This is a genomic window from Serratia plymuthica NBRC 102599, from assembly GCF_001590925.1.
Lineage (GTDB): Bacteria > Pseudomonadota > Gammaproteobacteria > Enterobacterales > Enterobacteriaceae > Serratia > Serratia plymuthica.
Genome location: NZ_BCTU01000023.1, coordinates 1 through 13,025 on the forward strand (window position 1 = coordinate 1; position 13,025 = coordinate 13,025).

A 13,025-nucleotide genomic window follows, 5' to 3' on the forward strand; every position below is an offset into this window, starting at 1 on the left:
TCCTTGCAGACTCTCCTTAATTTAAATCAAACTCAACCGTAGCCTATTATTCCCTATCGGGGAAGGATGAGAAGCTTCGACAAGGTTCGAGTCTCACACAGTGAGACAACGCGCTTCAGCGCGGCCCGCAGGGTGAGGAACGAAGAGACGAATAATCCTTCCCCCACCACCATCCTTGTACTTCCCCCTTAATTTAAATCAAACTTAGCCGTAGCCTGTCACATCACTAATCAAAATAGCTGCACATCACATTTATCAGTTACCTTAACCATTCGCCTCACGCTCAGCTTGAACTCCGGTCAACAATTCGCTATACCACTGACTTCTTTAATGCAGTAAGGAAAAAGTGCATGCGTAACAATATCTGCGTTTTTTGTGGTGCCAGCGAAGGCGCTAACCCTGCTTATGCCGATAATGCCCGGCAATTGGGCCGGACGCTTGCCAGCCAGGGTAGACGTCTGATCTATGGTGGCGGTAAAAAAGGGTTAATGGGCATTGTGGCGGACGCAGTGCTTGAAGCAGGTGGTGAAGCCGTGGGTATCATCCCTGAACGGCTGGTAGAAGCAGAAACCGCGCATCGTGGCCTGACCGAATTGGAAGTCGTGCCTGACATGCACACCCGCAAAGCGCGGATGGCGGCCCTGGCGGACGGTTTTATCGCCCTGCCTGGCGGTATTGGTACTTTGGAAGAACTGTTCGAGATCTGGACCTGGGGCCAGATCGGTTATCACAGTAAGCCGGTTGGCCTGCTGGATGTAAACGGGTTCTATCGCCCGTTAAACAATTTCCTGCAGCATGTAGCCGATCAGGGCTTTATGCGCCATGACTACCTCGGCACCCTGCACCTCAGCGAATCACCGCATACCCTGCTGCAACAATTCGACGATTACCAACCGAAGAATTACGATCGCTGGGCAAAATAATCCCACTCCGCTGGCGGCAGTTGCCGCTGGCCTGCGTTACATTTCCGGCCAAACTCTGCTACTATCTCAACACATTTTTCTCGCGAAAACGGCACCGCTCATGAAGTTTGTCTCTTTCAATATCAATGGACTGCGCGCGCGTCCGCATCAACTGTCCGCAATTATCGAACAACACCAACCCGACGTGATTGGCCTGCAGGAAACCAAAGTTCACGATGACATGTTCCCGCTGGAAGAAGTCAGCCAGCATGGCTATCACGTGTTCTATCACGGCCAAAAAGGCCACTACGGCGTCGCACTGCTGACTAAAGATGAGCCGATTGCCGTACGCCGCGGGTTCCCTACCGACGATGACGACGCACAGCGCCGCATCATCATGGCCGATCTGGCCACACCTCAAGGTACATTGACCGTAATTAACGGCTATTTCCCGCAGGGAGAAAGCCGTGACCATCCGACCAAGTTCCCGGCCAAATCACGCTTCTACCAGGATCTGCAGAACTACCTGGAGCAGCAACTTTCCGTGGAATCGCCGGTGCTGGTGATGGGCGACGTAAATATCAGCCCAAGTGATTACGATATCGGAATCGGTGAAGAAAGCCGTAAACGCTGGTTGCGCACCGGCAAGTGTTCCTTCTTGCCGGAAGAGCGCGAATGGATGGACCGCTTGCTGAACTGGGGTCTGGTAGATACCTACCGCCATGCCAACCCGGGGCGCAACGATGAATTCTCATGGTTTGACTACCGCTCACGAGGGTTCGATGAGAACCGGGGTCTGCGCATCGATCTGCTGCTGGCCAGCACGCCGCTGGCAGCACGCTGCACCGCAACCGGCATCGATTACCAGATCCGCGGGATGGAAAAACCGTCGGATCACGCCCCGGTCTGGGCAGAATTCTCGCTGTAATTCCTCCACCCCCGGCAATTGCCGGGGTTTCACTCTGTGGTACGCATGAAAATTATCGACGTCGTCGCCGCCATCATTGAAAAGAATGGCAAAATTTTACTGGCTCAACGCGATGCAAACAGCGATCAGGCCGGCTTGTGGGAGTTTCCCGGCGGTAAGGTCGAGGAAGGCGAAAGCCAGCCGCAGGCGCTGGCACGTGAACTGGATGAAGAGTTGGGGATTATGGCGAGCGTAGGGAATTACGTCGCCAGCAACCAGTGGCAACACAACGAACGCATTATCCGGCTGCATGCCTGGCGTATTGAAGCATTCAGCGGCGAATTGCAGAATCGCTGCCATTCTGATTTTGTTTGGCTAGCACCGGAACGGGCGTTCGACTATGCCCTGGCCCCGGCAGATGTGCCGCTGCTAGCGGCCTATATTGCCTCTTTGCCGCTCAAGAGCTAAACGGCAACGTTACCTCGTCACTTTTTCAAGCGGATCCAGATCAACGGATTGGTGCCAACCACGTTGGGATCGCGAGTGCATTGCAGCACTTCCCCTTCGACCTTGAGCACCGCACCTTCAGAATAGTGTTGATCCTGATAAATGCAGCACCGGCTGCAAGGCTGTGCTGCCGGCTGGGCGGCGGCGTCTTTCGCCGTGCCCCAGATTTCCGGCGCCACCGGCAACACTACATCCACATCACCACGATTGGCCGCCGCAACAGTGGAAAACAACAGCCCACCTGCGGCCAGCATCAGTAACCCATGATTCACTCGCTTTTCTCCCGCGCCTTACCGGCGCTTTTCTTGCGTTTTTTTGCCCCGGCGGAAGGCGACGGCGGCAACCCGCGAAACGCCATACTTGCCCGGCTTTGCTTGGCCTGATAAATCAGCTCCTGCAAAGTGCCTACCAAGGGTTGCATAAAGTCCTGATAGCGGCAGGATTTTTCACTGATTTGCGTCAGCGTAGCCTCCCAGTTGGCCGTCATATCAGGGCGAGCGGCAATATCCGGCAGCGAATGGATCAACGCCCGACCGGTCTCGCTGGAATGAATATAACGCCCTTTCTTGTACAAAAACGCCCGCTTGAACAGCAACTCAATGATGCCAGCACGCGTCGCCTCGGTACCTAAACCATCGGTCGCTCGCAGGATTTTCTTTAGCGCTTTATCTTGTACGAAACGCGCTATGCCAGTCATGGCAGAAAGCAGACTGGCATCGGTGAAAGGCCGCGGAGGCTGAGTCTGGCGTTCCACCACCTCACCACGTTCGCACAATAGCTCATCATCTTTTGCCACCACCGGCAACGGAGAACCTTCGTTTTCTTCGTCGCGTTCTTTGCTGCCCAGCAGCGTCCGCCAGCCCGCTTCGGCCAGGAAACGCGCCTTGGCAACGAATTTCCCCCCGGCGATATCCAGCTCAATCACGCATTTGCGGAACATGGCATCCGGGCAAAACTGCATCAGGTACTGGCGCGCCACCAACCCGTAGACGTTCAATTCGTCCTGACTGAGGCTCACTTTGCTGGCGCGGGCAGTAGGAATAATGGCGTGGTGGGCATCAACTTTTTTATCGTCCCAGCAACGGTTGCGGCGATCGTTGTCGATCACCGGCTGCGGGTAAAGATCCGGTTGATGAGCGCTGATCGCGTTAAGCACCGCATGACGCCCGGCAAAATGTTCTTCCGGCAGATAGCGGCAGTCGGAACGCGGATAGGTGATCAATTTATGCGTTTCATACAACCGCTGGCAGACATCCAGCACCTGCTGCGCACTCAGGTTGAAACGTTTGGAAGCCTCAATCTGCAGCGTCGAGAGCGAAAACGGCAGCGGAGCGGTATCTGATTCCCGTTTATCATTATAGGACGTGACCAGCGCAGGCTGGCCCTCGATGCGTTTAAGCACGTGCTCCGCCAGCGGCCGGTGCAGCAGACGCCCTTCTTCGTCCTGATAAGGCTCACAAGAGTCACTCGGCTGCCAAAGCGCGACAAAGCGCTCTTCCTTTGGCGTCACGATGTGCGCTTTGACTTCAAAGAAGTCTTTTGGCACAAAGTTTTCAATCTCTTCATCACGCCGCACCACTAACCCCAACACCGGCGTCTGCACCCGCCCAACGGACAACACGCCGTCATAGCCGGCATTTCGCCCTAAAATGGTATAGGCGCGGGTCATGTTGATGCCATACAGCCAGTCAGCGCGGGAACGCGCCAGCGCGGAGACGCACAGCGGGATAAAGTCGCGGTTGTCACGCAGCCGTTCTATAGCGCGCTCCACCGCCTGCGGGTTGAGATCGTTAATCAGGCAACGGCGCACGCTGTGACGTTTTTCCGGCGTCAACGCCAGATAGTCCAGCACCTCGTCCACCAGCAATTGTCCTTCGCGATCCGGGTCACCGGCATGCACTACCTCGTCAGCATCATGTAATAGCTTTTTAATCGCATTAAGCTGTTTACTGACCGAGGGACGCGGCTGCAGTTGCCACTTTTCGGGGATAATGGGCAGATCCGCCAGCGACCAGCGCGCATAGCGGCTATCGTAGGCATCCGGCTGCGCCTGCTCTAGTAAATGGCCCACACACCAGGTGACCACATCATTGTTGCCACAGGCAATAAACCCGTCACCGCGACGATGCGGCTTGGGAAGAACGTCGGCAATGGCGCGCGCCAAACTCGGTTTCTCGGCAATAAACAGTCGCATTATTCACCGTTATTCTGGCTGTACGTCATCAGGAATTCTCTTACTTCAGCATAATTCCCGCGGAAGATAATCCGCCGGGATTTCTTTTCCAATTGATAGTGATACATCGGATCATAGTAGTGCTGCAACAACGGCACCAGCCACTCCTGATGCGCGTCACTATTACCGCCGGCATACTGGAATTGCAACGCCCATTCCAGCCGCTGCGTCAGCAGTTGGAAGCGCTCCATTCCCAGGCGACGGCGAATGGCGAACAGGCCGTGATGCAGATACTCAGCGTATTTCTGCCAGCCCAGCTCCGCGCCGTAGGTCTGTTCAAACCCTATGCGCATGCGAACGATATATTCATCCTGCAACCGCGCCAGACGCACCTCAAAGGGATCGTCAATAACGGCCACCGGCGCTTGCTGCATGCGGTTGAAGATCGGTAGCGGCAGGTTATTGCTGCCGATAATGCGCCCTTCATCCTCCAGTATCCAACGGCGGCAGCCACCATGCTGTTTTTTCAGCAATAACACAGCCAGACGATTCTCAAAATCAATCTGCGAGCTCTGCGCCACCAGCGTTCGGCCAAAAGATGAACCGCGATGGCGCGCTGCGCCTTCCAGATCGATACCCTCTGCCAACTCGTTGACCAACAGGGTTTTACCGCTGCCGGTGTTGCCGCCGACCAGCACCATGGGCAATTTTGCGCTCTGTTCCAGCGTGTCGAGCAGGAAATGACGCAGCGCCTTGTAGCCGCCGCTGATGCGCGGGTACGCCACCCCAGCCTCACGCAGCCACTGCTGTACCAGCTGTGAACGCAGCCCACCACGGAAACAGTAGATATACCCTTCCGGCCATTGGGCGCACTGTGCCAGCCAGGCCGCCGTGCGCTGCTCACGCAACCTGCCGTTTACCAAACGGTGGCCCAGCGCTATCGCCGCATGCTGCCCCTGCTGTTTGTAGCAGGTGCCCACCGCCTGCCGCTCGCTGTCATTCATTAGCGGCAGATTCAGCGCATTGGCGAAAGCGCCCTGTTGGAACTCAACCGGCGCTCGCACATCAATCAGCGGAATATCCTGCAAAAAAATACGACGATAGTCGTGGGTGTCGGCCCGTGGTGGAGTAGATGACACTACACAACCTCAATCAGTGGCTTACCCGGCGTTGCCGTATGCAGTTCACCGATGGCGGTTAGCTGAATACCGTGGCGTTCGGCAATCGCCAGCACCTGCTGTTCCGCTTCAGGAAGTACCGCCAGCAACAGACCACCGGAAGTTTGCGGATCGCACAACAACTGGCGCTGCAGATCGGTCATGTTACCAATCAGGTGCCCGTAGCTGTCAAAGTTACGCCCAGTGCCGCCCGGCACGCAGCCTTCGGCAATGTAGCGTTCGACATCCGGCAGTTTCGGCACCTGATCAAACCATAACGTCGCCTGCAAATCTGAACCCTGACAAACTTCGCTCAGATGGCCCAGCAGCCCGAAACCGGTGACGTCGGTCATCGCCGTCACGCCGGCGACCTCGGCAAAATCCGCCCCCGGTTTGTTCAGTTGACACATCACTTCCGTCGCCAAGCCTTCATGTTCAGGGCGCAGTTTGCTTTTCTTCTCCGCGGTGGTCAGCACGCCAATACCCAGCGGCTTGGTAAGGAATAATTGGGCGCCGGCTTTCGCTGCGCTGTTTTTCTTTACCCGGTCAGTATTGACGATGCCGGTTACCGCCAGGCCAAAAATGGGTTCGGGGGCATCAATCGAGTGGCCGCCGGCCAGTGCAATACCCGCCTGTTGGCAGGCGTAACGCCCGCCGTCAATGACCTGCTGCGCCACTTCCGGCGGCAGTGTGGCTATCGGCCAGCCGAGAATGGCTATCGCCATGATCGGTTTACCGCCCATGGCATAGACATCGCTGATGGCGTTGGTGGCGGCGATGCGGCCGAAATCGAACGGGTTGTCGACGATCGGCATAAAGAAGTCAGTGGTACTGATGATGCCAACGCCGTTGCCGATGTCATACACCGCAGCATCGTCACGGGTCTCATTGCCAACCAGCAAGCGCGGATCGACAAACTTTTCCCGTTCGCTGTGCAGAATGGTTTCGAGAACTTTCGGTGAGATTTTGCAACCGCAGCCGGCACCATGGCTGTACTGGGTCAAACGGATCGCTGGCGATGTCATATACCACTCCCTTCGATTAACGGCATTCAAGATATCATAGGGTAGCGCTTGCCGACGGGATTGATAAGAGCGGGCTGCCGATAACCGTACAGCCTGCTCAGAAACAACGCAAAATTGCGGGATTCGGCGCATTTTAGCGCAACCCCGCAGGGGATCAGAAGTAACTGACGAACGGTGTGCTGTCGGGGGCGACAACTTTAGTAGCGGCTTTCAACTGTGGCGTGCCCAGATAGAGGAAACCGACGATTTCGTCTTGCTCACGGCAACCAAAGGCTTCGCGAACCAGCGGGTGTTCGGTCCAGGCACCCGTGCGCCAAATCCCGTTGAAGCCCTGCGCCAGGGCGGCCATCTGCATCGCCTGTACCGCGCAACCGGCAGAAACCACCTGCTCCCAACGCGGCACCTTGGTTTCTTCGTTGCAATGCGCCACCACCGTGATGATAAGCGGGGCGCGGAACGGTGCCTTTGTGGCCTTTTCTATCGCAGCGTCGTCCAGTTGATCCTGTTTCGCAGCAGTTTGTAACAATTGGCTGAAACGCTCCAGACCCTGATTCTCGATCATCACAAAGCGCCACGGCTGCAGCGCACCGTGATCGGGCGCACGAAGGCCCGCATTGATGATATTCTGGCGAATATCCCCCGTTGGCGCTGGGGCCGCGAGGCGTGATGCAGAACGGCGATTCAGTAAAAGATCCAGTGCATCCATCGTAAACTCCCAATAATAATTTTCATTACGATCACGTTAACATAGCTCAACGGTGAGTTACAGCCTCGGCGATAGCCCCCGTGACTCACGATTTAAAGCTGACTTTTCTTCGGCCGCTCATTAGGATAGCGGGACATTCTCGACTCTTGTTGGAGAGCACATGCGCACATTGTGGCAAATCATTGCCGGCGTTTTCAGGTGGACATGGCGTCTGCTGAACTTTATCAGGGAACTGATCCTTAATCTGTTCTTGGTGTTGCTGATCCTGGTTGGGGTCGGTATTTATCTTTCATTCCAGAGTTCCACTACCCCTGCCGTCCCGACGAGCGGTGCGCTGCTGGTTGATTTGAGCGGCGTGGTCGTTGACCAACCGTCAATGAACAACAAAGTACGCCAGTGGGGCCGCGAACTGCTGGGCGCTTCCAGCAACCGTCTGCAGGAAAACTCGCTGTTCGACGTGGTCGACAGCATCCGCAAGGCCAAAGACGACAAAAACATTACCGGCATGGTATTGCAGTTGAATGACTTTGCCGGCGCCGATCAGCCTTCGCTGCAGTACATCGGCAAAGCACTGCGAGAATTCCGCGATAGCGGTAAACCGATCTTCGCCATCGGCGACAGCTATAACCAGACGCAATATTATCTGGCCAGCTACGCCAACAAGGTTTACCTGTCGCCGCAGGGCGCGGTCGATCTGCACGGCTTTGCCACCAACAACCTTTACTACAAATCGCTGTTGGAAAAACTCAAGGTCACTACCAATATCTTCCGCGTCGGCACCTACAAGTCAGCCGTGGAACCCCTGATCCGCGACGATATGTCACCGGCGGCGCGCGAAGCCGACAGCCGTTGGATCGGCGGGCTGTGGCAAAACTATCTGGATACCGTGGCGGCCAACCGTCAGATCACCCCGCAGCAGCTGTTCCCGGGCGCGGCAGGTGTACTGACCGGCTTGCAGGCGGCCGGCGGGGATACCGCCAAGTTTGCGCTGGACAGCAAATTGGTGGATGAACTGGCGTCACGCACCGTTATCGAGAACCAACTGATCAAAACCTTCGGTTGGGATAAACAGGCGAATGATTTCAACGCCACCAGCATCTACGATTATCAGCCAAAACCAACGCCGGATCAGGGCGGCAAAATCGCCGTAGTGTTTGCCAATGGCGCCATCATGGATGGCCCGCAAACGCCGGGCGCCGTTGGGGGGGATACCACCGCCGCAGAACTGCGCCAGGCTCGTCTTGACCCGTCAATCAAAGCGGTGGTGTTCCGCGTGAACAGCCCAGGCGGCAGCGTCAGCGCCTCCGAAGTGATCCGTTCTGAACTGGCTGCAGTGCGTGCCGCAGGCAAACCTGTGGTGGTGTCGATGGGCGGTATGGCGGCCTCTGGCGGCTATTGGGTCTCTACGCCGGCGGACTACATCATCGCCAGCCCGAGCACCCTCACCGGTTCCATCGGCATCTTCGGGGTCATCAATACCTACGAGCAAACGCTGGACAGCATCGGCGTGCATACCGACGGCGTCGCAACTTCGCCGCTGGCGGACCTTGCCGTGACCAAGGCGCTGCCGCCGGAGTTCTCGCAAATGATGCAGTTGAATATCGAGAACGGGTATAAGAACTTTATCGATCTGGTTGCCAAATCACGCAAAATGACGCCGCAACAGGTCGATCAGATCGCTCAGGGCCACGTGTGGCTTGGCAGTGACGCCAAAGCCAATGGCCTGGTCGATCAGTTGGGCGATTTCGACGATGCGGTGAAGAAAGCCGCCGAGTTGGCGAAGCTGAAGCAGTGGCAGCTTAACTGGTTTGTCGATACCCCAAGCCTGACCGACATGGTGCTCAGCCAGTTTGGCGTGTCAATTCACGCCATGTTGCCGGCGGCCATTCAGTCGATGCTGCCGGCTCCACTGGCATCCGTCGCCATGGCGGTGAAAGAACAACCTGGATTGTTCAATAATCTGAACGATCCGCAAAACCGCTATGCCATCTGTTTGACCTGCGGAGAGGTTCGCTAACAAAATAATCCTGAGCCCGGCACACGCCGGGCTTTTTTTCTGCCGTTATCCCCCTATAATTCAGCCCATCTTATTTTCTGTTAAAACAATTACTATGCAAAAAAAATCCATTTACGTCGCCTACACCGGCGGGACCATCGGCATGCAACGCTCTGAACAGGGCTACATTCCGGTTTCCGGCCACCTGCAACGCCAACTGGCGCTGATGCCTGAGTTTCACCGGCCGGAAATGCCGGACTTCACCATTCATGAATACGCACCGCTGATCGACTCTTCAGACATGACGCCGGAAGATTGGCAGCACATCGCCGACGACATCAAACGCAATTACGATAGCTATGACGGCTTCGTCATTCTGCACGGCACCGACACCATGGCCTTCACCGCTTCAGCGCTGTCGTTCATGCTGGAAAACCTGGACAAACCGGTGATCGTGACCGGCTCGCAAATCCCGCTGGCAGAACTGCGCTCAGATGGCCAAACCAACCTGCTGAACTCGCTCTATCTGGCCGCCAATCATCCGGTAAACGAAGTCAGCCTGTTCTTCAACAACAAGCTGTTTCGCGGTAATCGCACCACCAAAGCGCATGCAGACGGTTTCGACGCCTTTGCTTCGCCCAATCTGCCCGCGCTGCTGGAAGCCGGTATTCACATCCGCCGCCAGAACGGCATCGACAGCCCGGTTTGCAACGGCGAACTGCAGGTCCACAACATCACGCCGCAACCGATCGGCGTGGTGACGATTTATCCGGGCATTTCCGGCGCTGTGGTGCGCAACTTCCTGCTGCAACCGGTGAAAGCGCTGATTCTGCGCTCTTATGGCGTGGGCAATGCGCCGCAAAAAGCGGAGCTTGTCGATGAATTACGCGATGCGTCCGAACGCGGCATCGTAGTGGTGAACCTGACCCAATGCATCTCTGGCCGGGTGAACATGGAAGGTTATGCCACCGGTAATGCCTTGGCCCATGCAGGGGTCATCAGCGGCTTTGACATGACCGTCGAAGCGGCGTTGACTAAACTGCATTACTTGCTGAGCCAACCGCTGACGCCGGAGCAAATCCGCAGCCAGATGCAGCAAAACCTGCGCGGCGAGCTGAGCATTACGGGCTAAGTCTACCCAGATTACGGAGCCGAGATGAAAACCGCCCTGTTGTTAATCGATTTGCAAAATGATTTTTGCCCCGGTGGCGCGTTAGCGGTGACGGACGGCGATGCCACCGTTATCGCCGCCAATCAGGCGATTGCCGCCTGCGTGGCGCGCGGTGAACCGGTAGTCGCTTGCCAGGATTGGCACCCCGCCAATCATCGCAGTTTTGCGGTAAATTCAGGGACTGAGGTCAACACGCAAGGTGAGTTGGCAGGATTGCCGCAGGTGTGGTGGCCGGTGCACTGCGTGCAGGAAAGCCACGGGGCGCAATTGCATCCGCAGTTGCACCGAGAGGCCATTGCCGAGGTGTTCCGTAAAGGTCAAAACCCGGATATCGACAGCTACAGCGCCTTCTTTGACAACGGTCACCGAGCGCAAACCGCGCTGGACGGTTGGCTGAGGGCGCAGGGTGTCACTCACCTGGCTATCATGGGGCTGGCGACCGATTACTGCGTGAAGTTTAGCGTTATGGATGCACTGGAACTGGGATATGTGACCTCAGTGATTACCGACGGCTGCCGCGGCGTCGATTTACAGCCAGGTGACAGCCCAAAAGCGTTCCAGGCAATGGAGCTGGCCGGAGCACAACTCGTTACCCTGTCACAATTCATCGCACATTGATTCCAGCGGGCACCCCCGGCGCCCGCTTCTTCTCCCTCGGTGCAAATCTCGACATCGCTCACATTCCAACCATTCTCCCGTGATTACATCTTGTTCCCAGACGTCGCTTTTGCTGTTATGACCGCTGATGCCTTCGCATCAATCGGTTATACGCATCCGGGGCCCCCTGAGCCCGGCTTTATGTTACCGCCTCAGGCGGTTTCGGTCGGCCTTGCCGACCAAAGGAGATAACATGGCATTACCCCGTAAACTGCTGCCTTTGCTGGTAGCGGTGCAGTTAGGCATGGCCGGAGCAGGCATGGCTCACGCGGCTTCTTATCTGTCCGTCGGTTATTTTAACGGTGGCGGCGACGTCACTGCCGGCCCCGGTGGCGATATCAACAAGCTGGATGTCACCCAAATCACCCACCTCAACTACTCTTTCGGCCTGATTTACAACAACGAGAAAGAGGAAAACAATCCGGCGCTGAAAGACCCGGCTCGGCTGCATCAGATCTATTTATCGCCGAAGGTTGAGGCCGATCTGAAACTGTTGCCGGTGTTGCGTAAGCAAAACCCAGAATTGAAGGTGCTGCTTTCCGTTGGCGGTTGGGGAGCGCGCGGTTTTTCCGGCGCCGCCGCCACACCGGAAAGCCGGGCAATATTTATCCGTTCGGTACAACAGGTGATTAAACAATTTCACCTCGACGGCATCGATCTCGATTGGGAATATCCGGTCAACGGTGCCTGGGGCCTGGTCGAAAGCCAACCGGCGGACCGCGCCAACTTCACCCTGCTGCTGGGGGAACTGCATAAAGCGCTGGATAAAAGCAAATTGCTGACCATCGCCGTCGGCGCCAACGCAAAAAGCCCGCAGGAATGGGTAGATGTGAAAGGCATTGCGCCCTATCTCGATTACATCAACCTGATGACCTACGACATGGCGTATGGCACCCAATATTTCAATTCCAACCTGTATGACTCTAAACAGTGGCCAACCGTCGCCGCCGCCGATCGTTACAGCGCCAATTTCGTGGTGGATAACTACCTGGCAGCCGGACTGAAGCCCGCACAGTTGAACCTGGGCATCGGCTTTTACGGCCGGGTGCCCAAACGGGCTACGGAGCCGGGTATCGATTGGGATAAACCGGATGCAGCCAAAAATCCGGTTACCCAGCCCTATTTCACCGCACGTGAAACCGCCGTGTTCAAGTCACTGGGGTTGGATCTGACCAAGGACAGCTATTTTAAGTACAACGATATCGTCAGCAAGCTGCTGAACGATCCACAGCGCCGCTTCAGCGCCCATTGGGACAACGACGCCAAGGTTCCCTACCTGACCCTGCAATCCGCCGAGGGCAAACCGTTGTTTGCTATTTCGTATGAGAATCCGCGTTCGGTCGCGATCAAGGCTGACTACATTAAAAGCAAGGGGCTGGGCGGCGCCATGTTCTGGGAGTATGGCGCAGACGACAACAATCGGCTGGCACACCAGTTGGCGGAATCATTGGGGATAAACGGCGGGAAACGCTAAACCGGCAGGGCGATGGTTGCATCGCCCTGCCTTCGGATTTATTGCGGCTTCAACTTAACCAGCGGTTCGGCAACGAACTGCTGTTTCAGTTCCTGCTTGCTCTTCATCACTATCTGGCCGTCGGTGCCAATAGTCATATGCTGCGGATCGGCATTGTTCAACGATTGCCACAACATCACCGCCTGCAGACTGTTTTCTTTCTGTTCCGGCGTCAGCGCAACGCCGTCTGGCCATTTACCCAGTTCTACCGCCTGTACCAGGCGCTGATAGATCTCCGGGGTCATTGCGGCAATCAGGTCTTTCACGTCCATCAGAGCATTTCCTCACTCGTGGAAGAATAATTAGCTGAA

13 protein-coding genes and 1 other RNA gene are annotated in these 13,025 nt (G+C 56.3%); 8 read left to right on the forward strand and 6 right to left on the reverse strand.

The annotated features are described in order from the left end of the window. The first annotated feature begins 45 nt into the window (after positions 1–45). From SPL01S_RS15825 to SPL01S_RS15840, 4 genes are all read left to right on the forward strand, one after another. Positions 46–172, forward strand: a non-coding RNA gene (locus SPL01S_RS15825) — RtT sRNA. Positions 173–350: 178 nt separating this feature from the next. Beyond that, positions 351–923: an LOG family protein gene (locus SPL01S_RS15830; RefSeq protein ID WP_063201117.1), complete on the forward strand. Its 573-nt coding sequence runs from the start codon at positions 351–353 to the stop codon at positions 921–923. 100 nt (positions 924–1,023) lie between these two features. After that, positions 1,024–1,830, forward strand: a complete 807-nt coding sequence (xthA, locus tag SPL01S_RS15835; RefSeq protein WP_004945359.1) for an exodeoxyribonuclease III — start codon at positions 1,024–1,026, stop codon at positions 1,828–1,830. A gap of 45 nt (positions 1,831–1,875) precedes the next feature. Continuing rightward, positions 1,876–2,277: a pyrimidine (deoxy)nucleoside triphosphate diphosphatase gene (locus SPL01S_RS15840; RefSeq protein WP_063201120.1), complete on the forward strand. Its 402-nt coding sequence runs from the start codon at positions 1,876–1,878 to the stop codon at positions 2,275–2,277. 17 nt (positions 2,278–2,294) lie between these two features. Here SPL01S_RS15840 and SPL01S_RS15845 read toward each other — a convergent pair whose 3' ends face one another. The 5 genes from SPL01S_RS15845 to SPL01S_RS15865 form a co-directional block, all read right to left on the reverse strand. Beyond that, positions 2,295–2,588 (reverse strand): DUF1496 domain-containing protein, encoded by a 294-nt coding sequence (locus SPL01S_RS15845; protein ID WP_006325803.1) that lies wholly within the window; start codon positions 2,586–2,588, stop codon positions 2,295–2,297. Further along, positions 2,585–4,510, reverse strand: a complete 1,926-nt coding sequence (locus SPL01S_RS15850; RefSeq protein WP_063201124.1) for a DNA topoisomerase III — start codon at positions 4,508–4,510, stop codon at positions 2,585–2,587. Before SPL01S_RS15850 ends, SPL01S_RS15845 begins: the two co-directional genes overlap by 4 nt. Continuing rightward, positions 4,510–5,628 (reverse strand): tRNA 2-selenouridine(34) synthase MnmH, encoded by a 1,119-nt coding sequence (gene mnmH, locus SPL01S_RS15855; RefSeq protein WP_063201128.1) that lies wholly within the window; start codon positions 5,626–5,628, stop codon positions 4,510–4,512. Before mnmH ends, SPL01S_RS15850 begins: the two co-directional genes overlap by 1 nt. Beyond that, positions 5,628–6,671, reverse strand: a complete 1,044-nt coding sequence (gene selD, locus SPL01S_RS15860; RefSeq protein WP_063201132.1) for a selenide, water dikinase SelD — start codon at positions 6,669–6,671, stop codon at positions 5,628–5,630. The genes mnmH and selD overlap by 1 nt, the downstream gene beginning before the upstream one ends. A 154-nt stretch (positions 6,672–6,825) precedes the next feature. Further along, a complete protein-coding gene (locus SPL01S_RS15865; protein ID WP_062871040.1) occupies positions 6,826–7,377 on the reverse strand; it encodes an NAD(P)H nitroreductase in 552 nt (183 codons plus the stop codon). Positions 7,378–7,537: 160 nt separating this feature from the next. Here SPL01S_RS15865 and sppA point away from each other — a divergent pair, with 160 nt between their 5' ends. The 4 genes from sppA to chiD all read left to right on the forward strand — a co-directional run bounded on the left by sppA (position 7,538) and on the right by chiD (position 12,675). After that, positions 7,538–9,394, forward strand: a complete 1,857-nt coding sequence (sppA, locus tag SPL01S_RS15870) for a signal peptide peptidase SppA (protein ID WP_062791851.1) — start codon at positions 7,538–7,540, stop codon at positions 9,392–9,394. Positions 9,395–9,488: 94 nt separating this feature from the next. Continuing rightward, positions 9,489–10,505 (forward strand): asparaginase, encoded by a 1,017-nt coding sequence (gene ansA / locus SPL01S_RS15875; protein WP_063201135.1) that lies wholly within the window; start codon positions 9,489–9,491, stop codon positions 10,503–10,505. 24 nt (positions 10,506–10,529) lie between these two features. Beyond that, positions 10,530–11,162 (forward strand): bifunctional nicotinamidase/pyrazinamidase, encoded by a 633-nt coding sequence (pncA, locus tag SPL01S_RS15880; protein ID WP_063201138.1) that lies wholly within the window; start codon positions 10,530–10,532, stop codon positions 11,160–11,162. A gap of 232 nt (positions 11,163–11,394) precedes the next feature. Further along, a complete protein-coding gene (chiD, locus tag SPL01S_RS15885; RefSeq protein WP_063201142.1) occupies positions 11,395–12,675 on the forward strand; it encodes a chitinase ChiD in 1,281 nt (426 codons plus the stop codon). Positions 12,676–12,713: 38 nt separating this feature from the next. Here chiD and SPL01S_RS15890 read toward each other — a convergent pair whose 3' ends face one another. Continuing rightward, the gene (locus tag SPL01S_RS15890; RefSeq protein ID WP_004945385.1) at positions 12,714–12,986 is read right to left on the reverse strand and encodes a YeaC family protein; all 273 of its coding nucleotides are present in this window, start codon (positions 12,984–12,986) and stop codon (positions 12,714–12,716) included. Between the last annotated feature and the right edge of the window lie 39 nt (positions 12,987–13,025).